The following is a 21,761-nucleotide window of genomic DNA, read 5'->3' as shown; positions in this document are numbered from 1 at the left end:
CATCGGAGGGACCATGCTCACCATCGGGATCGTCGGCACCGGCGGCATCGCCCGCGCCCACGTCGCCGGATATCAGCGTTTCGGCGACCAGTGCGAGATCGTCGCGCTGTGCGACCCGGCGCCCGGCCGGGCCGAGGCCATGCGTGCGGAGCTCGGGCTCGAGGGGGCCCGCGTCTACGAGGACGCCGCCCAGATGCTCGCCGCCGAGAACCTCGACCTCGTCAGCGTCGCGACGCCGCCGTCCACGCACGCCGAGCTGTCGATCGCGGCTCTCGAGGCCGGCGTCGACGTGCTCGTCGAGAAGCCCATGGCGCCGTCGCTCGAGGAGTGCGACGCCATGATCGCCGCCGCCGAGCGGAACGGGCGGCTGCTGTCCGTCGTCGCCCAGAACCGCTTCCGCGACGACATCGCCACCCTCAAGGAGGTGCTCGACTCCGGCCTCGCCGGGCCCGTGACGCATGCCCAGGTCAGCTCGGCCTGGTGGCGCGGCACCGAGTACTACGACCTGTGGTGGCGCGGCACGTGGGAGAGCGAGGGCGGCGGCTGCACGCTCAACCACGCCATCCACCACCTCGACATGACGCTGTGGATGCTGGGCTCGCCGCAGGCCGTCACGTCCGTGCTCACCAACGCGGCGCACGAGAACGCCGAGGTCGAGGACCTGTCCGTCAGCGTGCTGCAGTACGACCGGGCGCTCGCTGAGGTGACCGCGTCGGTGGTGAGCCACGGCGAGGAGCAGGCCATCGTCGTGCAGGGCCGGCACGCCCGCGTCTCGCAGCCGTGGAAGGTCGTGGCGGAGACCGCCAACCCCGCCGGCTTCCCCGACCGGCAGGGCGACCCCGAGCGGGTCGCCGCGATCGAGGCGGTGGCCGCGGCTCACCGCCCGCTGGAGCACACGGGCCATGCTGGGCAGATCGGCGACATGCTCGCCGCCGTGCGCGACCGTCGTCGCCCCGCCGTCACCGGCGAGGACGGCCGCCGCGCCATCGAGCTGGTGACCGCGATCTACGAGGCCGGCGTCGAGCGCCGCACCGTGGACCTGCCGCTGAGCGCCGACGACCCGTACTACCGCACCGGCACCCTCGTGGAGCGCGCCCCGCACTTCTTCTCCAAGACCGCGTCCGTGGGCGACCTGCCGGGCGAGATCATCGTGGGGGCCAAGGCATGAGCGCCGCCAGCGGTGCCGCCTACGCCCCGAACCCCGTGCCCGCCCCCGTCGTGGAGCCGGGCGAGTTCGTCTTCGCGGCGACCAGCCTCGACCACGGCCACGTGTACGGCATGTGCGACGGGCTGGCCGGCGCCGGCGGCACGCTCAAGTGGGTGTACGACCCCGACCCGGCCAAGGTCGACGTCATGCGCCGCAAGTTCCCCGACGTGCGGGTGGCGCGCAGCGAGGCGGAGATCCTCGACGACGCCGAGGTACGGCTCGTCGCGGGCGCCGCGGTGACGTCCGAGCGGGCGCCGCTCGGGCTGCGGGTCATGGAGGCGGGCAAGGACTACTTCACCGACAAGGCGCCCCTGACCACGCTGGACCAGCTCGCCGCCGCGCGCGAGGCCACGGCCCGCACCGGCCAGAAGTACGCCGTCTACTACTCCGAGCGGATCCACGTCGAGGCCGCCGTGCTGGCCGAGCAGCTCGTCGACCGCGGCGCCATCGGCCGGGTGCTGCAGGTCATCGGGCTGGGCCCGCACCGCCTGGGCACCGGACGCCCCGACTGGTTCTTCGAGAAGGAGAAGTACGGCGGCATCCTCTGCGACATCGGGAGCCACAACTTCGACCAGATGCTGCACTACGCGGGGGCGAAGGACGCCGAGGTCAGCCACGCGGCGATCGCGAACTACCACCACCCGGACCACCCCGAGCTGGACGACTTCGGCGAGGCCGGCATCGTCATGGACAACGGCGCCACCGGCTACCTGCGCGTCGACTGGTTCACGCCCGACGGGCTGAGCACCTGGGGCGACGGCCGCACGATCCTGCTCGGCACCGAGGGGTACATCGAGCTGCGCAAGTACGTGAACGTCGGCACCGGTGAGGGCGGCGGGCACGTGTTCCTCGTCGACGGCGAGGGCGAGCACCACCTCGTCGCGAACGGACAGGTCGGGTTCCCGTACTTCGGGCAGCTCATCCTCGACTGCCTCGAGCGCACCGAGAACGCGATGACGCAGGAGCACGCGTTCAAGGCCGCCGAGCTCAGCGTCCTCGCGCAGCAGCAGGCTCGGGTGCTCACGCCCTGATCCTGGGGAAGCGCCGGGGGCCGAGATCGGCTGGGGCTCGTGACCGAGCCCCAGCCGATCTCGTCACCCAGCGGCCGGATCAGTGTCAGTGGCCGTGACCGTGGCCGTACGACCTGGTCAGGTCGATCCGCACCAGGTGGCCGTCGGGCGGGGCGTCCTCGCCGGGCAGCGCGTTCGTGGTGGCCAGGAGGTCACCGTGGTCCCACTCGAGGCCGGCGGGCAGCGGCGTCTCGACGATGGTCCGGTGGCCGCCCCGGGTCACCTGCGTGACCTTCCCGCCGAACAGCTCCGCGACATAGACGTCCCCGGACGGCGAGACGGCGAGGTTCGTGGCGCTGAGGAGGTCGCCCGCGACCTTCCGCACCGAACCCGACCAGGGGTTCACGCGGTAGACCGCCGCCCGTGCGCCGAGGCTGTCGTCCTCCGGGCCGCCGGGCAAGGTGGTGACGTAGAGCTGACCCCACGGGCCGATCTCGACGTCGGTGGGGACGGGCTCGAACCAGTACGTCTCGCCGACGACGCAGTCCGGCAGGCCGAACATCGCCGCGGCCTCCGCGGTCACGACGGCCGGCTGGGCGGGCAGCACCGCCACGGTCCGGACCCGGCCCCGGTCGCTCACGGACAGGATCGCGTTCATGCCCGCGTCGGCGACGAACGTGGTGCCCCGGACCTGGGTGGTCGCGTACGGGTGGGAGTCCTGGATGCCCTCGTACCGGACCGGGATGCCGTCCGGCGGCGCCTGGTCCAGACAGGCCTGGTCGACGTCGCGGAACCCGTAGGTGACGTCGCCGTCCGGGTTGTTCGCGTTCTCGTAGGCGCGGATGTCGGCGAGCGTGCGCGCCGGGCCGGTCGGGTTGCCCTTCGCGTCGAGGCGCAGCGTCTTGATGCTCGACGCGACCGGGCCCGTCTCGTCGTCGATGAGGGTCTCGGTAAACGCGAGGCGACGGTCGCGGTAGGAGACCCCGCCGACCTCCTCGCCGTTCGCGGACCCGTAGAGGACGGTGGTGTCGCCGTGCTTGTCCACCTCGGTGAGCAGGCCGGCGAAGTTCTGGGTGACGTACGAGGTGCCCTTGGCGCCGACCGCGGCGCTGAGCGGGGTGACCAGGCCGGAGGCGATCTCCGTGACGGTCGGGGGCTTCGGTGCGGGCTTGCCGCCGTGGGCGGCGGCGGGGCTCGCGGCGAGCAACAGGGCCGTCGCTGCTGCGGCGGCCGCGGTGAGGGCGCGTCTCATGGGTGGCTCCAGGGCTCGACGGTGAGGTGGCACAGCACCTTCGAGCCTGCGATCGCCCCCGGGCGCTCGCAGCGTCAGCCGAGGGTGATATCGACCCAGACGAGCCGGTGGTCGCTCGACGGGAACGGGTACACGCCCGTGAGCCGCGACAGCGGGTCGGCCTGCGTGGGCCAGAACACCCCGGCGTCGCGCACCCGCAGGCCCTTCGAGGGCAGCACGTAGTCGGCCCGCAGGTTGCCGGGCGCGGAGTCGGAGAAGTCGGCGGTGTCGAGGGCCGGGTCGCCCCAGTGGGTCGCGTTGGCGCCGCCCTGCAGCGCGGCCGCCTCGACCGCGCCGGCCGACGTCGGCCGCGGGTCCGTGATGCGCGGGTGGTCGAGCAGCTGGTCGACGGCCGTGTTCACGGAGTCGCCGTCGAGCGGGTCGGCGTTCTGGTCGCCCACGATGACGAAGCGCTCGCCCGGCTTCAGGCCGCCGCGCCGGCCCTGGTCGTCGTCGATGTACCGGGACGTGACACCGGGCGTCACGTAGTCGGCCCAGAAGCGGATCTCGTCGTGGTTGCGGCGGCCGTTACGGTCCTCCGGGCCGTCGAACGTGGGCGGCGTCGGGTGCGCGGCGAGCACGTGCACCGTCCGCTTGCCGACGCGCACCGGCACGTCCCAGTGCGACTTGCTCGACAGCCGCACGACGTCCAGCTCGGCGGGGGAGTACCAGTCGTCCGGCTCCGGCGTCGCCGGGTCGTCGGGCAGGAGCGCGCCCGGCATGTCCTTCCACAGGAACTTCTGGAACGTGCGCACGTGCGACGTGTCGATCGGGTACTTCGACAGCACGACCATCCCGTACTGGCCCTCGAACTCCCCGAAGCCGAACGCGTCGTCGCCGCCGCCCACCCGGCCGTCGTTGTTGAGGTCGAAGCCGCTCGCGACCCCGGTGTTCGACGGCGCGGTGTACGCGTAGCGGTAGCGCACCGGGTCGGCGCCGCCCTGCGGCACCTCCAGGTAGTTCTCGCGGAACAGGTCCACGCTCGCGTGCGCGGCGTCGTAGTCGAACTCGTTGAGCAGCACCACGTCCGGGTCCGCGCGCTGGATGACCTCCGCGACCGTGCGCGCCTGCGCGTCGTCGCCCGTGGACAGGTCGGCCTGCAGCTCGCCCTCCGTCGCGCGGTTCAGCGACAGGTTGTAGGTCGCGACGCGCAGCGGCGTGCCCCCGTTCCCACCACCCCCGCCGTGCCCGTGGCCGGTGCCGCCGGCGCTCGCGGCCAGCGGCGTGACGGCGAGGCCCGCGCCGAGGGCGAGGGCGGCGGCCGCGGTGACGGTGCTGCGCGCGGGGGTGCGACGGCGAGAGGTCATGGGGCCACGGTAGGGAGTGGGGGGCGCCGGGGGAAGGGCGGCGCGGCGACCTGTGGATGAACGGCGGGTGCCGCCCTGGCTAGGGTCGGGAGCATGGGAGTCCTCTCCGCCCGCGGGCCCGCCGTCGTGCTCGAGACGGACCGGCTGCGGCTGCGCCCTTGGCGGGTCGAGGAGGCGCCGGTCCAGCGGCAGCTGTGGGCGGAGCGCGACCCCCGCGTCCCCGCGCACCGCCGGATCGACATCGCCGGGCGGCCCACCCTCGAGGACGTCGAGGCCTGGGTCCGCGACGGCGTACGGCCGCCCGGGCGCGGGCTGCTGGCCGTGGAGGTCGTGGCCACCGCGGAGGTCGTCGGGTACTGCGGCCTGATCGACGGCGACGCCGGCCCCGAGGACGAGCCGGAGCTCGCGTTCGAGCTGCTGCGCCGCACGTGGGGGCGCGGGTACGCGACCGAGGCGGCGCGGGCCGTCCTCGGCTGGGCGCGGGAGTCGGGCTGCCCCCGCGTGTGGGCCACGGTGCGGGACTGGAACGCCGCCTCGCTCCGGGTGCTGGCGAAGGTGGGCTTCGTCGAGAGCGGCCGCGTCGAGGCGGACGCCGCGCACGGCGACTCGCTGTACCTCGTGACCGACCTGGCGACCGGCCTTGGCGCGGACACGGACGGGTCGGCCTGACGCTGCCGGTGCGGCGGCGGGGAGCAGGGTGGGGGCATGACGCACACCTACCCGCACGGCGTCCCGAGCTGGATCGACCTGGAGGTGGCCGACGTCGACGCGGCACTCGCGTTCTACGGCGCGCTGTTCGGCTGGTCGTTCACCGAGAAGCTGCCGCCCGGCGCGCCGGGCCGCTACGTCGTCGCGTCGCTCGACGGCACGGACGCCACCGCCGTTGCCGCGTTCGCGACGCCGGACCCGGGGGCCCCCGCCGGCGGCCCCGTGGCCTGGAACACCTACCTCGCCGTGGACGACGCCGCCGCGGCGGCGGCGCGGATCACGGAGCTCGGCGGGCAGGTCGTGACGCCGCCCGAGCCCGTGGGGCCGCCGGGGTCGGTGGCCGGCACGATGGTCCGCTTCCGCGACCCGCAGGGCGCGCCCGGCCGGCTCTGGCAGGCGGGCACCCGCCCCGGCGCGCAGGTGGTGAACGCGCCCGGCACCTGGAACTTCAGCAACCTGCGCACGCCTGACGCCGACGCGGCGCTCGCGTTCTACGGCCCGCTGCTCGGCTGGGCGGTGGACCCGGAGCTCGCGATCGGCATGGCCCGCGTGCCCGGGTACGGCGACCACCTCGCCGCGACGTCCGACCCCGACATCTACGACCGGCAGGCCGGGTTCGCCCCGCCCGGGTTCGCCGACGCCGTCGCCGGGCTGGAACCCACGGACGGGCCCGCGCACTGGTCCATCGTGTTCGCCGTCGCCGACCGGGACGCCGCCGCCGAGGCCGCGCGGGCCGCCGGCGGCACCGTGGTCTCCACCGACGACAACGCGTGGGTCCGCGCGGTCACCGTGCGCGACCCGTTCGGCGCCGAGCTGGTGCTGTCCCAGTTCGCGCCGCAGGGGGCCTGACCGGGCCCCGGTGTCACGGGCGCGGCCTCAGGGACGGCGCGCCTGCACCCACATGACCGGCGTGTCCATGAACGTGGCGCGGTCCACCTCGCGCGCGTCGGCCAGCCCTGCGTCGGTCAGCAGCCGCTGGATGCCGCCGTCGGCGTTGTCCTCGCGGTGCTGGTTCACGCCGATCTCGTGGTGCCGGTGGCCGCCGCGCCCGTGCCCGCCGCCGTGGTCGTGCCCGCCGTGGTCGTGCCCGCCGTGGTCGTGGTCGGGCGCGTCGAGGTCGGCGATCGTGACGGTCCCGCCGGGGCGTAGCACGCGCACGAGCTCGGCGGCGAACTTCCGCTTCTCGTCGAGCGGCACGTGGTGCAGCGCGAGCGAGGACACGACGTGGTCGACGCTCCCGTCCGCGGCGGGAAGGCGGTCGGCGAACCCGCGCACCAGCGTGAGGGAGCCGCGCCGTCCGCCCCCGCGTCGTCCGATCCCGCGTCGTCCGATCCCGCGACGCCGCGCCTTGCGGGCCGCGCGTCGCAGCGCGGAGCCGTCCGGGTCGACGCCGGTCACGGCCGCGTCCGGCACCTCCCGCAGCACCGTGAGCGCCAGGTTGCCGGTGCCGCAGCCGACGTCGAGCACGTGCTGCCCGGGGGTGACGCCCGCCAGCGCGACCGTGCGGCGGTGCAGGCGCCCGGCGTGGCGCCACCAGCTCTGCATGTCGTACCAGGGCATCTTCCACGCGCTGCTCATGCCCGGCAGGTAGGCGCGGTCCGCCTCGTCCGGGCGCACGTCGTCGAACAGGCGGACGCCGTGCGCGTCCTCGGGGTGCTGGGTCACCTCGCCCACGCTAGTCGCGACGCCGGGACGCCGGGCCCCGAGGGGCGTGACACCACTCGGCGACATTCATGACACCAAACCCCTTGCGATGACACCACAGTGGTGTCATAGTGGAGTCATGGACCTGACCCGATACGCCGACGAGCTGCAGCGGCAGCTCGCCACCGCAGCCGCAGCAGGCGGAGACGAGGCGCGCGACCTCGCCGGCCGTCTCACCGCCCCGCTCGACGTCGCCGCGCGGCTCGTGCTCCTCGAGGCGCTGTCGGACGCGGCCGGGGAGATCTCCGCGGAGCTCGCCCCGGGCTCCGTCGACATCCGCCTCCGCGGCGGGTCGCCGGAGTTCGTCGTGACCGTCCCTCGCGCGCCGGCCGAGGCCGCCGCCCCGGCGCCCGCCGCCGAGGAGACGCCGCTCCCCGCCCCGGACGTCGAGGGCGGCGCCACCACCCGCACCACCCTCCGCCTGCCCGACCACCTGAAGTCCCAGGCCGAGGTCGCCGCCGCCCGCGACGGCGTCTCCGTCAACACGTGGCTCGTCCGCGCGGTCGCCGCCGCGCTCGAGCAGTCCACCGGACGTCCGGCCGCCCAGGCCCGTCCGCAGCAGCGCGGCTCCGGCCGCGTCACCGGCTGGGTGCGCTGACTCCACGCGACATCGCGCCGCACCGCCACCCGCCCCACCGACCAGCCTGACACCACACCGACACCACTGTTGGAGCTCCGTCATGCCCACTTACCCCGCCCCCCAGCCCGTCCCGGTCCTCGTGGACGTGCCCTTCGCCAACGTGCACGTCGTCGCCGGCGATCGTGACGACGTCGTCGTCACCGTGCTGCCCACCAACGCGAAGTCCGGCAGCACCCGCGCCGCCGAGCAGGTCCGCGTCGACCGGGACGGCGACGCCGTCTCGATCACCTACCCCGGCTCGTGGAAGCAGTACGTGCTCCCGTTCGCCGCCGGCACCGCCGACATCACCGTCGAGCTCCCCGAGGGGTCCTCGCTGAGCGGCAAGGCCGGCTCCCTCTACGCCGAGGGCGCGCTCGCCGTCGTCGACATGACGCTGTCCGCCGGGAACGCCCGCGTCGACGACGTCGAGCGACTCGACGTCAAGGTCTCCGCCGGCTCCGTGACCGCGGGCCGCGTCACCGGTTCGCTCGACGTCAAGGTGAGCGCCGGGTCCGTGTTCGTCGACGAGATCTCCGGCGACGGCGCGATCCGCGCGACCAACGGCACCACCACCGTCGGATCCGTCACCGGCACCCTCCAGGTGCTCGGGGCGCACGGCGACATCGCGGTGAGCCGCGTGCGCGGCACCCTCACCGCGAAGTCCGCGCACGCCGGCATCCGGGTGAACAACCTCGAGACCGGCGCCGTCACGCTCACCACCTCGTACGGCTCGATCGAGGTCGGGGTGCCCGAGGGCACCGCCGCCTTCCTCGACCTGGCGTCGGACAGCGGCTCCGTCCGCAACCAGCTGACCCCCACCGAGGGCCCGGTCGAGGACGAGGCCACCGCAGAGATCCACGCCAGCACCGGCTACGGCGACGTCGTCGTCCGCCGGCCGTGAACGACACAGGAAACGGAGCTCCGGACATGACCACTGCACAGACCCCCGATCCCGCCATCCGCGTGCGGGGCATCGAGAAGTCCTTCGGCGACCTGCACGTGCTGCGGGGGGTGGACCTCGACGTCGCGTCGGGCAGCATCTTCGCGCTGCTGGGCTCGAACGGCGCCGGCAAGACCACCCTCGTGCGGATCCTGTCGACCCTCCTCAAGGCCGACGCGGGCACCGCCGTCGTGCACGGGTTCGACGTCGCGGCCAAGCCCGGCGACGTGCGCGAGTCGATCAGCCTCACCGGCCAGTTCGCGGCCGTCGACGAGGTGCTCACCGGGCGCGAGAACCTCGTGCTCGTGGCCCGCCTGCGGCACCTGCCGCACCCGGGCGCGATCGCCGACGACCTGCTCGCGCGGTTCTCGCTCACCGAGGCGGGCGCCCGCCGGGCCGGCACGTACTCGGGCGGCATGCGCCGCCGCCTCGACATCGCGATGAGCCTCATCGGGAACCCGCCGATCATCTTCCTCGACGAGCCGACCACGGGCCTGGACCCACAGGCCCGCATCGAGGTGTGGCAGACCGTCAAGCAGCTCGCCAGCGGCGGCACCACAGTGCTGCTCACCACCCAGTACCTGGACGAGGCCGAGCAGCTCGCGGACCGGATCGCGATCCTCCACCAGGGCACGATCATCCAGAACGGCACGCTCGCCGAGCTCAAGCAGCTCCTCCCGCCCGCCGAGGTCGAGTACGTCGAGAAGCAGCCGTCCCTCGAGGACGTGTTCCTCACCCTCGTCGGCGCCACCCCCGCAGACCAGAGCACCGGAAAGGAATCCTGATGACCACCGCCGTCCTCAGCGACACCCGCGTCCTCACGGGCCGCTCGCTGCGCCACATCCTGCGCAGCCCCGACACGATCATCACCACCGCGGTGACGCCGATCGCGCTGATGCTGCTGTTCGTCTACGTCCTCGGCGGCGCCATCGACACGGGCTCCGACGAGTCGTACATCAACTACATGCTGCCCGGCATCCTGCTGATCACGATCGCGTCGGGCGTGGCCTACACGTCCTACCGGCTGTTCCTCGACATGCAGGGCGGCATCGTGGACCGCTTCCAGTCCATGCCGATCGCCCGGTCGAGCGTCCTGTGGGCGCACGTGCTCACGTCGGTCGTGGCGAACATCGTCTCCGTCGCGATCGTGGTGGGGGTGGCCCTGATCATGGGCTTCCGCACCGGGGCGTCGGTGGGGGCCTGGCTCGCCGTGGCCGGGATCCTCGTCATGTTCACCCTCGCCCTGACCTGGCTCGCCGTCCTCGCCGGCCTCTCGGCCAAGACCGTCGACGGCGCGAGCGCCTTCAGCTACCCGCTGATCTTCCTGCCGTTCATCAGCTCGGCCTTCGTGCCCACCGACACGATGCCGGCCCCGGTCGCCTGGTTCGCCGAGAACCAGCCGGTGACGTCGATCGTCGACACCGTGCGGGCCCTGTTCGCCGAGCAGCCCGTCGGCAGCGACATCTGGGTGGCGCTGGCCTGGCTCGTCGGCATCCTCGTCATCGGCTACGCCCTCGCCGTCGCCGCCTACCGGCGGCGCGTCGGCTGACCGTCCCGCCCACGACGTCGCACGGCCGAGCCCCGGTGGACCGCCACCGAGGCTCGGCCGTGCTCGTCGCTGCCGCCCTCGTCGCGCTCCGGCGGGACTACACCGAGGCCGCGGGGACGACGTCGGGCGCGGTGGTCCCTTGCGTGCTCTCCGGCATGGTCTCCTGCCCCCGGTCGCGCAGGGCGGCCGGGCGGTGCGGGTCGCCGACGAAGGCGGGGTACCGCACGAGGCCGGGCCGCTTCGCCTCCCAGGCCAGCTGCAGCACGGTGCTGCGGCAGACGAGCTCCTTGAGCCATGCTCCGGCGCGGGATCCCCGCCGGCCGCCCAGGACCGCGCGGACCGGGACGTCGCCGCGCCCGGCGAACTGGAAGAGCCCGTCGGCGCGGCCGAGGCTCAGGCACTGCCCGACGAAGCCGACGGTGGCCGGCCGCGGCTCCCGCCCGGCGATCCGGGCGAGCACCGTCTCGCCTGCCGCCGCGCCGAGCTGGCCCGCGGCCTGGCAGCTCATCCGGTAGGGCAGGCCCGACGGCGCGGCGGCGTCGCCGGCGGCGACGATGCGGTCGTCGTCCAGGCTGGTGAGCGACTCGTCGGTGCGCAGGCGGCCGGCGTCGTCGGTGCTCAGGCCGCTGCGGGCGGCGAGGCCCGCCGCGCGGAACCCCACGGTCCAGACGGTGACGTCGCTCGGCAGGTCGCGGCCGTCGGCGAGCCGCACGGCGCCCTCCGTCACCTCCGTCACCGTGGCGCCCACCCCCGCGACCACCTGCACTCCGAGTCGCGTGAGCGCGGCCGCGACCACCCGGCGGCCGTTCGGGTGCAGGTACGGGCCGAGGAGGTCGCCGCAGACCAGCGTCACCGCGCGGCCCTGCTCGGCCAGCTCCGACGCCGTCTCGATCCCCGACGGGCCCGCGCCCACCACCGTCACCCGCGCGGCTGGCCCGGCCGCCGCGAGGGCGGGGACCAGCCGGTCGGCCTCCTCCAGGCTCGTCAGGGGGTGGGCGTGCTCCGCGGCGCCCGGCACCGTCGGCGTCGCGCCGGTGCTGCCCGCCGCGTAGACCAGGTAGTCGTAGGCGAGCGTGCTGCCGTCAGCCAGCACGAGGCGGCGCCCGGGCGCGTCGATCCGGTCGACGGTGGCGACCTCCAACCGCACCCCGCCCGCCAGCACGTCCGCGTAGTCCACGACGGCGCCGTGGGTGCCCGCGGCCCGCTGGTGCAGGCGGATCCGCTCCACGAACTGCGGGCGTCGGTTGACCAGCGTCACCGTCACGTCGTCGCGCTTCGTCAGGCGGTTGGCCGCCGTCACGCCGGCGTACCCGCCGCCCACCACCACGATCTGCGTCCTGTGCGACATCTCGTCTCCTCGGTCGTCGTTCCTCATCCGTTCCTCACGGTGACGACGAGGCGAGGGGTGGAGGTGTGACTGCTCCGAGGGTGCGAGGGCGGGACGCGCGACGGCGTCCGGTCGCGGGTGCGACCGGACGCCGTCGGGTGATGCCTGAGCGGGTCAGGCGGTGGTGACCTCGATGCGCTGCGGCGTCGTGCCGGCGAAGACGCCGGCGACGGTGACCGTCAGGACGCCCGCGTCGTAGGACGCGCGGACGGCGTCGCCGTCCACGGCCTTCGGCAGGGTCACGACGCGGCGGAACTCGCCGAACCGGACCTCCGAGATGCGGCGGCCCTCGGACTCCTCCGAGCGCTGGTCCTTGCGCTCGCCGCGCACGACGAGCTTGCGCCCCTCGACCTCGACGGTGACGTCCTCGGCCGGGTCGACGCCCGGCAGGTCGAGGCGGGCGACGAGGTCCTCGCCGTCGCGGTACACGTCGGCCGCGGGCACGGGCCGCTCGGTCCGGGCGAGGTCGGTGGCGCGCGGGGTCCACAGGTCGCGGAGCCACGCGTCGGCGAACGGGGTGCGGGTCAGGGTGGTGGTCATGCTGTCCTCCTCCAGGTGGGTTGCTGCTGACCGGTTCAACTTGAGCGCCTCCGACTCAATTTCCGGGTTCGCCGACGGCGGACGGCGCCGACGCGGACCCCTTGCCCGGCGCTGCGGCCTTCGCCATGATCGTGCTGTCGCCTCGGCCTGCAATCGATTGCAGAGCGTGGCGCTGCCCCGGACCATCCATCACGACGACGACGAAGAGGTCACGACGTGCGACGAGAACCAGGTCAGAACTCCGCGAACCACTCCCCTCTGAGCCGGCGGCTCTTCCTCGGCGGCGTGGCCGCCGCCGGCGCCGGGGCGATCGCGTCACCCGCAGCGGTCGCCACGGCCGCCCCCGTGCCGGCGACCGCCGTGTCCGACGCCATGCCGACCGGCGCCGACGCGGCCGTCGTCGACGACTCCACCCGGCTCGTCGCCGAGTGGGCCGCCGCGCCGGGGGCGCACCCGCTCGTGCCGTTCGTCGCGCAGGCCGGGTATCGGCTCGGCGCGCGCCCGCGCCCGCTGCCCGTCGTCGCCAAGGTGACTGACTTCGGCGCGGTGGCCGACGGCGTCACCGACTGCGCGCCGGCCTTCGAGGCCGCGCTCCGCGCGGCCCACGAGCGCGGCGGCGGCACCGTCCTCGTCCCCGCGGGGACGTACCTGCTCGCCGCGCCCGTCTTCATGCACTGGTCCGGCGTGGTGCTGCGCGGGGACGGCCCCGCGGACACTGTGCTCCACTTCTCCCGCCCGCTCGACGACGGCTACCGGCGCGCGCGACAGTCGAACGGCAACAGCCGCTGGTCGTGGACCGGCGGGCAGGTGTGGTTCGTGGCGCCCGAGCGCAAGGCGCAGTCCGAGGCCGACGACTACGCAGGGCAGGAGGGCTGGCTGCCGGGCGAGACGCTCGCCACCGTGGCGTCGGCCGCGCGCGGCCAGCGGACGCTGCTCGTCTCCGACACGGGCGGTCTGCGTGCCGGGGACATGGTGCTGCTCGAGGTGGAGAACCGGCCCGACGCCCACTTCCTGCAGCACCTCGCCGGAGACGGTCCCGGCGCCCAGGTGTACGACTGGGCCACGAAGGCGCCCCAGCTGACCGCCGGCTCGGGCGGGCAGTACGTGCAGTACGCGGTCCCGTCCTGGCCGGTGCGGGTCGAGGCGGTGCTGGGGCCGCGCCTCGTGCAGCTCGCGCAACCGCTGCGGTACGACCTGCGGCCGGAGTGGCCCGCGCGGATCCGCGCGCTCGGGCCCACCGTGCACGACTCCGGCGTCGAGGCGCTCACCATCCGCAACGAGCTGCTGCCCATGACGCCGCACAACCAGCACCCCGGCTCGAACGGCGTGTGCTTCCAGGCGGTGCACGACTGCTGGGCCCGCGACGTCCGCGTGGAGAACTGCGACCTCGGCTTCGGGTTCACCGGCGCGAAGTCGAACACCGTCACGGGTGCCGTCGTGGCAGGTCGGACCACGCACCACGACGTCGCCTGCCGGATGCAGTCGCACGACAACCTGGTGGAGGACTTCGAGATCGAGAAGTTCACCGTGCCGCTGCCGTCCGGCTCCCAGCACCACGGGCTCAACGTCGAGGGGCTCTCGTCCGGCAACGTGTACCGGCGCGGCACGATGGCGCAGGGCACCTTCGACACCCACCGCGCCCTGCCGTACGAGAACGTCCGCACCGACATCTCGCTCGTGAACACCAACGCCGTCGGCGGTTCGCAGGCGTCCGGGCCGCTCTTCGGCGCGCGGTTCGCACACTGGAACGTGCGGATCGGCAACGACCGGTCGTACGCCGTCGCGATCGCCGACGTCGCGCCGCGCAGCATCAGCCTCGGCATCCAGGGCGTGCAGGGCACGGGCAGCGGGCTCGCGCGCGACTTCTCCGGCGACCTCGAGTCCCTGCTCCTGCAGCACGGCGAGGCGCCCGCGGTCACCGACCTCTACGCCGAGCAGCGGCGGCAGCTGAAGATCGGCGGCTGACCCTGCCGGCTGTCGCGTCGGCCCGGTGACGTAGTACCTGGTGACGGTTCCGGCGACGGAACCGTCGCCGGGTACTACGTCGCTGTGGTCTTGGGGGTCAGCAGGTGCTGTGGCCGTCGAGGTCGTCGCACACGAGGCGGGTGCGGGCTTCGGTGACGGTGGTGGGGGTGGTGGTGCTGGTGGTGGTGAGGGTGTCGGGGATGTCGGTCCAGGTGCTGGAGCCTTGGACGCGGAAGCCGCCTTGCCAGGTGGTGGTGAGGGTGACGGTGACGTCGGTGCGGTAGGCGTTGCCGTGTTCGTCCTCGTGGGTGCCGGGGTCGGTGCCGGGGGTGCCGAGGCGGGTGTAGGTGTGGCCGACCCAGGAGGTGTCCGGTAGCGGGTCGCCGGTGTGCCAGGGGTGTCCGGGGTCGGTGGTGACCAGGGTGGTGCCGTCGGCGGAGTGGGGGTCGTCGAAGTCCCAGGTGAACTCCGTGGGCTCGGCGCGGATGATCACGGGGACCGTGAGCAGGGTGACCTGGCTTTCCTGGGGTGCCGCGCTGGTGTAGGCGGGGTAGTGCACGTTGACGACCATGGGTGGGTTGCCCTGGAGCGTGGCCTTCGGGGTGGGGATCTTCATGGTGCGGAACTCGCGGCGGGCGGCGGCGGCGATGTCGGCGGGGGTGATGCATTGGCCGTCGTCGATCTTCTCGGGCTTGTCGTAGGTGCCGTCGTTCCGGACGCGTTGCACCCACAGCGGGGCGAGGGGGAATGTGTCGGGCGGGCAGTCGAGTTCCTGCCGGATGGCTCTGCGGTTCGCCGGGCACGCGCCGGGGGTGTGCGTGACGTCGTGGACGTACTCCGTGTTCGCGATGAGGAAGCAGGTCGTCTCGTCTGCGCGGATGTACTTGTCCCGTGGAGCGTCGGCATCGGCTTCATGCTTGCCGTTCGTGGGGTGCCGCAACCCATTGCCGACGGCGGCCGCGCCCATCGTGTCGGACTCGTCGCTATTGAAGCCGTGGATCTCCGGAGGCGGGAGAGGCGGATCGGTCTCTGTCGTCGGTGTGACGGTTGTCAGTGCGATGGCGAACGCCGCGACCGCGGCCGACGGGAACACGTCAGGACCCGGGGATGTCGCCGACACCGAGAACGACCCATCGGTTGTCCTGTCGTGTCATCTCGATGCGCGACTTCGCTCGGTTTGCACCTTCGCTGAAGACGACCTTGCCGTCCTTGTCGGTGAGTTCGACCGGCGCGACCTTGACTTCGACGTCGACGGGCCACACTCCCGTGGCAAGGTCCTGCTCGTATGTGTGAAGGACTTGGGCTCGAATCTCGCCGCCCTTCCATGCTTCTCCGCGATTTGCGATGCCTTGAGCCTGCTCGAGTCGGGCCGAGCAGCGATCGCAGCTCTTGAGTGACATCGCCTCCCACTCGGCGGTGTCGCCGGTCTTCATGATGTAGTCGTCGAGCTCGAGGAAGTACACCGCCGCAGCTTCGGCGCCGGCGGGGCCGTCGTCGTCCATCGCCTTGGGGCGTTCGGGGGCCTTGACGGTCGGCGTCGGGCTGGGCGTGGGGGACGCGGGCGTCTCCGGGCTGGCGCTCGTCTGCGTGGGTTCGGGCGACGGGTCGGCGGGCTGGTCCGAGTCGCAGCCGGCGACGAGGAGCGCGGCGGCCGCGGCGATGGAGGTGGCGGCGAGGATGGCCCGGTTGCGGGTCATGGGGGCTCCCTGTCGGCGGTGACGTCGCGCGTCACTGTAGGGCAAGACGACAGATGGTTGCCCGGGTGTCTGTGGATAACTCCGTCGCCGCAGGTGGCGGGCAGCGTCACGCCTCGGGCGGGCGCCAGCTCATCACCGGGCGCAGGGCTCGGGCGCTCAGCGACTCCGTCCAGCGGCCCAAGGCGCGGATCCCGGCGTCGCGGACGGCGGTCCCCACCGGCGAGGTCCACAGGGTGGGGGCGGCCATGCGCGCCGACATCCGCATCACCTGCCGGACGCGGGGCCGCCGCTCCGCGGACCAACGCTGCAGAGCCGTCGCGACGTCGTCCTCCTCCGACCGGACCCGCACCCCCAGCACGACGGCGTCCTCGAGCGCCTGGCAGCCGCCCTGACCGAGGTTGGGCAGCATGGCGTGGGCGGCGTCGCCGACGAGCGCGACCCGGCCGGTCGTGAGCGACGCGGGCGGCTCGGGCAGGTGGCGCAGCTCGTGCCGCAGCACGGAGGCGTCGTCGACGGACGCCAGGAGCGCGGGGATCGGCTCGTGCCAGCCGGCCAGGCGGTCGCGCAGCTCGCCCAGGTCGCGGGGGACGCCGACGGCGTCCGCCACCGACACGTACACGTAGACCCGGCCGTCGGCCAGCGGCATGACGCCCGCGACGATCCCGCGGCCCCAGACCTCCGACCCGACCACGCCGGGCAGCGGCGGCGTGACGAACCGCCACGCCGTCGACCCGCCCGACACGGGTGCCGGGGCGCTCGCCCACCAGCGCGTCCGCGTCGCCGAGCCGATGCCGTCGGCGGCGACGACGAGGTCGGCGTCGACGTCCAACGCTCCAGCGGGGCCGGACAGTGCGACCCGCGCGGGCCGCGACGTCGTGCCCGGGTCGACGACCTCGGCGCTCGTGCCGAGCCGCAGCGCGCCCGCGGGGAGGGCGTCCGCGAGCAGCCCGACCACCTGGGCCCGGTGCAGCATGAGGGTGCGGTCGCCGAACAGCGACGTCGGGGCCTCCGCCCGGCCGCGCATGAGCCAGCGTCCGTCGGGCCGCCGCAGGCCGAACTCTCCCTGCAGCGCGGCCAGGTCGCGCGTCGCGTCCCCGACGCCCAGCGCGTCCAGGGACCGCACCGCGTTGGGCGCGACGACGATCCCCGCGCCCACGGGGTCCAGCGACGTCGCGCGCTCCACGACGGTCACGTCCCATCCGCCGCGCGCCAGCGCCACGCCCGACGCGAGCCCGCCGATCCCGCCACCGACGACGACGGCCGTGCGCCCCACGTCAGCCCCGCAGCGGCGAGCCGACGACGGTGAAGTCGAAGCCCCCGAACTCGCCGGAGAGCAGCGGGCGCGCCGCCGCGATCGACGCCTGCACCTGCGGCAGCTGCAGCGACGCGCGGTGCGCCTCCGCCGACGTCCACAGCTCGGCGACGAACACGGTGTCCGGCTGGTCGTCACGCACCCCGACCTCGTAGAGCAGGCAGCCCGCGTCCGCGAGCTCCGCGCTGCGCTGCGTGAGGTGCGCGACCAGCTCGTCGCGCCTCCCGGGGGCCGTGCCGAGCGTCCCAACGTTCGCGTAGGTCATGGGTCGCGACGCTAGTCCCCGCCGCGGACACGGTTCTGGACGGACATCGGCCCACGGGTGCGCGACGCCACACGCCCACGCCGGAAGCCCGCCGTCGCCCGCGGCGTTGCCGCAGGCATGACGACGATCGAGGCGATGCCGGGTGCAGCCGACGCCGTCGTGGTCGGCGCGGGTCAGGCGGGCCTGTCCGCCGCCTACCACCTGCGGCGGCGCGGGTTCGTCCCCGCCGACGCGCCGGCGCCCGGGGTGCGTACCTTCCTGGTGCTCGACGCCGAGGACGGGCCCGGCGGGGCGTGGCGGCACCGGTGGCGGTCGCTGCGGATGAGCACGGTGAACGGCATCCACGACCTGCCCGGCATCGAGCAGCCCGACGTCGAGCCCGAGGCGGCGAGCGTGGACGTGCTGCCCGCCTACTTCGGGGACTACGAGCGCGAGCTCGACCTGCCCGTCGTGCGGCCGGTGCGCGTGCGCCGCGTCGAGGAGGCGGGCGACGGCGGCCTGCTCGTCCGCTGGGATGACGGACGGGAGGGCGGCGGTCGGGGCGGCACCGTCGTCGCGCGGGCGCTCATCAACGCGACGGGCACGTGGTCCAAGCCATTCTGGCCCGCCTACCCCGGGCAGGAGACGTTCCGCGGCCGCCAGCTCCACACCGCCGACTACGTCCGCGCGGAGGACTTCGCCGGGCAGCGCGTCGCCGTCGTCGGAGGCGGGATCTCTGCCGTCCAGCTGCTCGAGGAGGTCTCGCACGTCGCGCAGACCTTCTGGTTCACGCGGCGCGAGCCCGTGTGGCGCGACTCCTTCGAGCCCGAGGACGGCTCGCGCGCCGTGGCGATGGTCGCCGACCGCGTGCGCGAGGGGCTGCCGCCCCTGAGCGTCGTGTCCGTCACCGGCCTCATCAAGACGCCCACGCTGCTCGCCGCCGAGGCGCGCGGCGTGCTGCACCGCCGGCCGATGTTCACGCGCATCGCGCCCGACGGCGTCGTCCTGCCCGACGGCGAGCTGCTCCCCGTCGACGTCATCTTCTGGAACACCGGCTTCCGCGCCGCCCTCGACCACCTGCGCCCGCTGCACCTGCGCACCGCCGGCGGCGGCATCCGCATGGACGGCACGCAGGTGGACGGCGAACCGCGCGTGCACCTCATCGGCTACGGGCCGTCCGCGTCCACCGTCGGCGCCAACCGCGCCGGGCGCGACGCCGTGGTGCGGATCGTGCGCTACCTCGACGACGCCGCTTCGCCTGCGGCGCCGAACCTCTCGTAGCGCCACGCCAGGTGGTCGCGGTCGGGCCGGTCGGGGTGCCGCCGCGGCAGGGACAGCTGGCGCCCGTGCATCTCCTGCAGCCCGTGCTTGAGCATCGGCCCGTCGATCTCCTCCAGCAGTCGGAACGCGATGCGCACCTCGTAGTCCGGCGTCACGCCCAGCATGTTCTGGTCGTACGCGGCGTGGTGGATCTTGCAGAGCGCGAGGCCGTTGGTCACCGTCGGTGCGCCGAGCTCGTGCCCGTCCGGGACGATGTGCGCGGCGTCGAGCAGTGCGCCGTGCTTGAGCTCGCAGATCGCGCAACGGGTGTCGTACGCGACGAGCACGCGGGTGCGGAACGCCGGCTGGTGCAGGCGCTGCTTCGCGAGGCGGAGGGCGTACTCGCGCTGCGGCTGGGTGAGGTGGCGCGGGTCGCGCAGGAAGGTGAACGACTCGTCGAGCGCGATGAGGAACTGCCGGTTCTGTGGTTCGTCGTCCACCACGTACACCGGGAAGACCGGCGTGTAGATGTTCGGCATCTCCTTGCGGAAGAGGATCAGCGGCATCCCCGTCTCCATGGCATGGCGCAGCTTGGAGTTGTCGCCGGACCACGGGTCGCCCTTGCGGTAGGCGTAGTGCAGCAGGCCGTCGTCCGACTCCGTGTCGTCGTAGGGCCCGTTCGCGGCGCTCACGATCGAGAGCGTCGAGGCGAACGACGCCGGGTTGCGGATGCCCCGCGAGTAGTCGATGACGGGCAGCCTCTCGCCGTCGACATGGAAGTCGCGCAGCAGCTCCTCGCGGCGCAGGAAGCCGCCGTTGGCCTCCGCCCGCTCGCCGACCCACGCCATGATCTGCTTGCGCAGCGCCGCCTCCACCGCAGACTCCACCGGAGGAGCTCACCACCGGCGAGACGGGGCCGCAAGAGTTCGTCGGGGCACTCGCCCAGAAATCACCCGCGCGCCGGTCGTCAGTTCGTCCGCCGGCTGGGGAGATGCGGGCCGAGGTACCCGACGTAGATCTTCTCGTCCACAGCGATCGCGTCGTGGTAATGCAGTCGCGGCGACGTCATCCCCGATTGGGCGATGCGGAAGTGGGCGCCCATGAACACCTTGCGCCCCGGGCTGATCGTCGCGGGAACTGGCAACGTTCGGGGTTCCGAGTACTTGGCGGTCGACCGCACGCTGTCGGTTTCGTCCGGCGCATGACGCCCGGCAGGGAATCCGGGTGCTCCCTGTGGGGTGTTCCGCAGGTAGTGGTCGACCGAGCCACCGTTCCCATCAAGCCGCCAGGCTACGTAGCCGTCGAGGGCCTGCAGGGCCTTCCACGCCTGCTTCGCCCACCGGCCCAGGGGGTCCTGGGTGTCCAGGCCCGCCGCGGTGTCGCCATCACCGGTCCAGCAGACATGGCTGAGGCCGTCGATCATGTCCAGCAGGTCGACGAACGAATCGGGCGCCGTCTCCGGCTTCTCCTCGACCCGAAGTGGCTCCCATGCCTCCTTCGCCTGGTCGTGTGCCTGCATCCGCACACGTAGCGCCTGCACGAGCGCCAGCGACTCGTCGAGCGCCTCCGTGGTGGCCGCATGCTCTGCCTGCTCGTCCTCGAGCCGTCGCCCGGACTCGCGAACCTCATCTCGCAGCTCGGAGATCCGCGCTTGGAGGGCGTCGCTCTCGGCCCGCATCCGCTGCCGAAGCTCACGCAGTGAGGCGACCTCCTGGGCGGCCCTTCCGAGGTCGAGCACCGCGTCCACCGTGATCGACGTGGACCCGAAGACTTCCTCGAGCACGACGGAAAGCGCGGCGGCGACCCCGGCGTCCTGGACCTCGGACGGGGCCGCCGGCGCGGTGGACGGCTCAACGTCTACCGGGAGCTCCGCCCGGAGCATGTCTGCAGAGGGTGTCCGCGTGGGTACTTCGTCGACGGCCGGTCCGGCGGGTGCCACGGCCCGCTTCGGGCGCTCACGACGGACCCTGGCCTGCTCCAGGAAGTCGTCCTCGGCCTGGTGCAGGAGACGCTCCTCGACCCGCAGCGCCTGCGTGGGAAGTGGTTGCGCCAAGGTGACGTCCCGCGCGCGCTGCCCGAGGATGCGCACGACGCGAGGGCCCGCGTCGTTGACGATGCGAGAGGTCGTCAGCGTCCTGTGCCGGCGGGCATCGATCTCATCGCCGAAGTCCACTCCCCTGGCGAAGGTCCGAAGGGTGCCCGGGTGTACGGCGTGGGTCTCACCGACCCGACGAGAGAACTCAGCGGTCGCCTCTGGATCGAGAAGGTAGCCGGCCGCGATGCCCGTGGTTTCCTTGAGTAGATCGCTCGCCAGTCGATGCCACGGTTGCAGGGGCAGGCTCTCGTCACTGCCGGCCACGAACACCGGTCCGCGGCGGTCGTCGTCCTCGATCGCCGCGACGAGAGCCGGGACGTCATCGGCTCCGATCGTGTGGGCGCGGGGCGAGAGCCGCGCACCGCCGTCGCGTGCTTCCAGCACCCCCAGCAGATCGCGCGCCAGGCGTGGAACCTTGGCGTTCCTGCCGTCAGGGCTGTCGATGTCGACCCAGAGCCAGGCGGCGTGCTTGCGCGACCCGGGTTGGTGCGCGATCACCTGGGTGAGCCAGGTGCCTCCACTCCCGTTCTTCTCACGAAGTTGGAAGAGAGTGGACTGTGAGCCGTCTTGCTCAGTGATCTCGGTGAGCACGGCCTCGACGCCCGCACCGATGGTCGACACCGTCCCGGGCAGGACCTGATCGGCGTCGTACTTCTTGCTCTTCAGCCATGCGAAGAGCTGGGACCGCGTCGCGTCCAGGACATCCTGCCCGTCGACCGTGAAGTAGGAGCGGTAGCTCAGCAATGCATCCTCCGTGTCCGCGTCGACCTGCGGGCAGTTCACCACGAGGCGCCGACACGAGCATGTCGGATGTGAACGTCGGAGCGTCGACATTCCTCAGATTCACCCGGTGTCACGCCCCGTGCTGTCACTGCCCTCTGGGATGCTTCGCCGGAGCACGGGTGATGGGGTGGGCGTGGCACCCG

Annotated in this window: 21 protein-coding genes; 10 read left to right on the top strand and 11 right to left on the bottom strand. The window is 73.3% G+C overall.

Annotation, left to right across the window (positions count from 1 at the left end; genetic code table 11):
- The first annotated feature begins 13 nt into the window (after nt 1-13).
- Nucleotides 14-1,168 (top strand): Gfo/Idh/MocA family protein, encoded by a 1,155-nt coding sequence (locus tag ACWF41_RS01325; RefSeq protein ID WP_380325400.1) that lies wholly within the window; start codon nt 14-16, stop codon nt 1,166-1,168.
- On the top strand, nt 1,165-2,238 hold the full coding sequence (locus ACWF41_RS01320; protein ID WP_380325403.1) for a Gfo/Idh/MocA family protein: 1,074 nt from the start codon (nt 1,165-1,167) through the stop codon (nt 2,236-2,238). Before ACWF41_RS01325 ends, ACWF41_RS01320 begins: the two co-directional genes overlap by 4 nt.
- 85 nt (nt 2,239-2,323) lie before the next feature.
- On the opposite strand, the gene ACWF41_RS01315 is transcribed toward ACWF41_RS01320, so the two are convergent.
- Complete coding sequence (locus ACWF41_RS01315; protein WP_380325202.1) at nt 2,324-3,469, bottom strand: ScyD/ScyE family protein; 1,146 nt, start codon at nt 3,467-3,469, stop codon at nt 2,324-2,326.
- A 74-nt stretch (nt 3,470-3,543) separates the two neighbouring features.
- Nucleotides 3,544-4,815 (bottom strand): endonuclease/exonuclease/phosphatase family protein, encoded by a 1,272-nt coding sequence (locus tag ACWF41_RS01310; RefSeq protein WP_380325205.1) that lies wholly within the window; start codon nt 4,813-4,815, stop codon nt 3,544-3,546.
- A gap of 93 nt (nt 4,816-4,908) precedes the next feature.
- Between ACWF41_RS01310 and ACWF41_RS01305 the strand changes: the two genes are divergently transcribed.
- Nucleotides 4,909-5,484, top strand: coding sequence for a GNAT family N-acetyltransferase (locus ACWF41_RS01305; protein WP_380325208.1), 576 nt, complete (start codon nt 4,909-4,911; stop codon nt 5,482-5,484).
- A 36-nt stretch (nt 5,485-5,520) separates the two neighbouring features.
- The gene (locus tag ACWF41_RS01300) at nt 5,521-6,372 is read left to right on the top strand and encodes a VOC family protein (RefSeq protein WP_380325211.1); all 852 of its coding nucleotides are present in this window, start codon (nt 5,521-5,523) and stop codon (nt 6,370-6,372) included.
- 27 nt (nt 6,373-6,399) lie between these two features.
- Here ACWF41_RS01300 and ACWF41_RS01295 read toward each other — a convergent pair whose 3' ends face one another.
- The gene (locus ACWF41_RS01295; protein WP_380325214.1) at nt 6,400-7,188 is read right to left on the bottom strand and encodes a class I SAM-dependent methyltransferase; all 789 of its coding nucleotides are present in this window, start codon (nt 7,186-7,188) and stop codon (nt 6,400-6,402) included.
- Nucleotides 7,189-7,306: 118 nt separating this feature from the next.
- Here ACWF41_RS01295 and ACWF41_RS01290 point away from each other — a divergent pair, with 118 nt between their 5' ends.
- The 4 genes from ACWF41_RS01290 to ACWF41_RS01275 all read left to right on the top strand — a co-directional run bounded on the left by ACWF41_RS01290 (nt 7,307) and on the right by ACWF41_RS01275 (nt 10,335).
- On the top strand, nt 7,307-7,825 hold the full coding sequence (locus ACWF41_RS01290) for a toxin-antitoxin system HicB family antitoxin (RefSeq protein WP_380325217.1): 519 nt from the start codon (nt 7,307-7,309) through the stop codon (nt 7,823-7,825).
- 82 nt (nt 7,826-7,907) lie between these two features.
- Nucleotides 7,908-8,747 carry a DUF4097 family beta strand repeat-containing protein gene (locus ACWF41_RS01285; RefSeq protein ID WP_380325220.1) on the top strand — a complete coding sequence of 280 codons (840 nt, stop codon included), beginning with the start codon at nt 7,908-7,910 and terminating at the stop codon, nt 8,745-8,747.
- 26 nt (nt 8,748-8,773) lie between these two features.
- The gene (locus tag ACWF41_RS01280) at nt 8,774-9,571 is read left to right on the top strand and encodes an ABC transporter ATP-binding protein (protein ID WP_380325223.1); all 798 of its coding nucleotides are present in this window, start codon (nt 8,774-8,776) and stop codon (nt 9,569-9,571) included.
- Nucleotides 9,571-10,335 carry an ABC transporter permease gene (locus ACWF41_RS01275; RefSeq protein WP_380325226.1) on the top strand — a complete coding sequence of 255 codons (765 nt, stop codon included), beginning with the start codon at nt 9,571-9,573 and terminating at the stop codon, nt 10,333-10,335. Before ACWF41_RS01280 ends, ACWF41_RS01275 begins: the two co-directional genes overlap by 1 nt.
- 97 nt (nt 10,336-10,432) lie before the next feature.
- On the opposite strand, the gene ACWF41_RS01270 is transcribed toward ACWF41_RS01275, so the two are convergent.
- A complete protein-coding gene (locus ACWF41_RS01270; RefSeq protein ID WP_380325229.1) occupies nt 10,433-11,683 on the bottom strand; it encodes an NAD(P)/FAD-dependent oxidoreductase in 1,251 nt (416 codons plus the stop codon).
- A gap of 153 nt (nt 11,684-11,836) precedes the next feature.
- Entirely contained in the window at nt 11,837-12,262 is a 426-nt protein-coding gene (locus ACWF41_RS01265; protein ID WP_380316765.1) for an Hsp20/alpha crystallin family protein, read from the bottom strand.
- A gap of 216 nt (nt 12,263-12,478) precedes the next feature.
- On the opposite strand from ACWF41_RS01265, the gene ACWF41_RS01260 reads away from it, so the two are divergent.
- Nucleotides 12,479-14,227, top strand: coding sequence for a glycosyl hydrolase family 28-related protein (locus ACWF41_RS01260; protein ID WP_380316762.1), 1,749 nt, complete (start codon nt 12,479-12,481; stop codon nt 14,225-14,227).
- A 97-nt stretch (nt 14,228-14,324) separates the two neighbouring features.
- On the opposite strand, the gene ACWF41_RS01255 is transcribed toward ACWF41_RS01260, so the two are convergent.
- The 4 genes from ACWF41_RS01255 to ACWF41_RS01240 all read right to left on the bottom strand — a co-directional run bounded on the left by ACWF41_RS01255 (nt 14,325) and on the right by ACWF41_RS01240 (nt 17,501).
- On the bottom strand, nt 14,325-15,320 hold the full coding sequence (locus tag ACWF41_RS01255; RefSeq protein WP_380317731.1) for a hypothetical protein: 996 nt from the start codon (nt 15,318-15,320) through the stop codon (nt 14,325-14,327).
- A gap of 1 nt (nt 15,321) precedes the next feature.
- The gene (locus ACWF41_RS01250) at nt 15,322-15,924 is read right to left on the bottom strand and encodes a DUF6318 family protein (RefSeq protein ID WP_380317734.1); all 603 of its coding nucleotides are present in this window, start codon (nt 15,922-15,924) and stop codon (nt 15,322-15,324) included.
- 106 nt (nt 15,925-16,030) lie between these two features.
- Nucleotides 16,031-17,197, bottom strand: a complete 1,167-nt coding sequence (locus ACWF41_RS01245; RefSeq protein ID WP_380317737.1) for an FAD-dependent monooxygenase — start codon at nt 17,195-17,197, stop codon at nt 16,031-16,033.
- 1 nt (nt 17,198) lies between these two features.
- Complete coding sequence (locus ACWF41_RS01240) at nt 17,199-17,501, bottom strand: putative quinol monooxygenase (protein ID WP_380317740.1); 303 nt, start codon at nt 17,499-17,501, stop codon at nt 17,199-17,201.
- 117 nt (nt 17,502-17,618) lie between these two features.
- Between ACWF41_RS01240 and ACWF41_RS01235 the strand changes: the two genes are divergently transcribed.
- Nucleotides 17,619-18,761: an FAD-dependent oxidoreductase gene (locus ACWF41_RS01235; RefSeq protein ID WP_380317743.1), complete on the top strand. Its 1,143-nt coding sequence runs from the start codon at nt 17,619-17,621 to the stop codon at nt 18,759-18,761.
- On the opposite strand, the gene ACWF41_RS01230 is transcribed toward ACWF41_RS01235, so the two are convergent.
- The gene (locus ACWF41_RS01230; protein ID WP_380317746.1) at nt 18,716-19,627 is read right to left on the bottom strand and encodes an HNH endonuclease; all 912 of its coding nucleotides are present in this window, start codon (nt 19,625-19,627) and stop codon (nt 18,716-18,718) included. The genes ACWF41_RS01235 and ACWF41_RS01230 overlap by 46 nt on opposite strands.
- A gap of 80 nt (nt 19,628-19,707) precedes the next feature.
- A complete protein-coding gene (locus ACWF41_RS01225) occupies nt 19,708-21,579 on the bottom strand; it encodes a hypothetical protein (protein ID WP_380317749.1) in 1,872 nt (623 codons plus the stop codon).
- Nucleotides 21,580-21,761: the final 182 nt, after the last annotated feature.

This window comes from Isoptericola sp. NPDC055063 (assembly GCF_053608125.1).
The sequence above is the reverse complement of the archived record's forward strand: the minus strand, read 5'-3'. Positions and strand labels throughout refer to the sequence as shown.

What these genes read in the sequence shown, in the direction of transcription:
- ACWF41_RS01320 (WP_380325403.1), top strand. Translation starts at nt 1,165, where the DNA reads ATGAGCGCCGCCAGCGGTGCCGCCTACGCCCCGAACCCCGTGCCCGCC.
- ACWF41_RS01290 (WP_380325217.1), top strand. Translation starts at nt 7,307, where the DNA reads ATGGACCTGACCCGATACGCCGACGAGCTGCAGCGGCAGCTCGCCACC.
- ACWF41_RS01240 (WP_380317740.1), bottom strand. Translation starts at nt 17,501, where the DNA reads ATGACCTACGCGAACGTTGGGACGCTCGGCACGGCCCCCGGGAGGCGC.
- ACWF41_RS01265 (WP_380316765.1), bottom strand. Translation starts at nt 12,262, where the DNA reads ATGACCACCACCCTGACCCGCACCCCGTTCGCCGACGCGTGGCTCCGC.
- ACWF41_RS01250 (WP_380317734.1), bottom strand. Translation starts at nt 15,924, where the DNA reads ATGACCCGCAACCGGGCCATCCTCGCCGCCACCTCCATCGCCGCGGCC.
- ACWF41_RS01235 (WP_380317743.1), top strand. Translation starts at nt 17,619, where the DNA reads ATGACGACGATCGAGGCGATGCCGGGTGCAGCCGACGCCGTCGTGGTC.
- ACWF41_RS01275 (WP_380325226.1), top strand. Translation starts at nt 9,571, where the DNA reads ATGACCACCGCCGTCCTCAGCGACACCCGCGTCCTCACGGGCCGCTCG.
- ACWF41_RS01305 (WP_380325208.1), top strand. Translation starts at nt 4,909, where the DNA reads ATGGGAGTCCTCTCCGCCCGCGGGCCCGCCGTCGTGCTCGAGACGGAC.
- ACWF41_RS01325 (WP_380325400.1), top strand. Translation starts at nt 14, where the DNA reads ATGCTCACCATCGGGATCGTCGGCACCGGCGGCATCGCCCGCGCCCAC.
- ACWF41_RS01280 (WP_380325223.1), top strand. Translation starts at nt 8,774, where the DNA reads ATGACCACTGCACAGACCCCCGATCCCGCCATCCGCGTGCGGGGCATC.
- ACWF41_RS01300 (WP_380325211.1), top strand. Translation starts at nt 5,521, where the DNA reads ATGACGCACACCTACCCGCACGGCGTCCCGAGCTGGATCGACCTGGAG.
- ACWF41_RS01315 (WP_380325202.1), bottom strand. Translation starts at nt 3,469, where the DNA reads ATGAGACGCGCCCTCACCGCGGCCGCCGCAGCAGCGACGGCCCTGTTG.
- ACWF41_RS01285 (WP_380325220.1), top strand. Translation starts at nt 7,908, where the DNA reads ATGCCCACTTACCCCGCCCCCCAGCCCGTCCCGGTCCTCGTGGACGTG.
- ACWF41_RS01270 (WP_380325229.1), bottom strand. Translation starts at nt 11,683, where the DNA reads ATGTCGCACAGGACGCAGATCGTGGTGGTGGGCGGCGGGTACGCCGGC.
- ACWF41_RS01310 (WP_380325205.1), bottom strand. Translation starts at nt 4,815, where the DNA reads ATGACCTCTCGCCGTCGCACCCCCGCGCGCAGCACCGTCACCGCGGCC.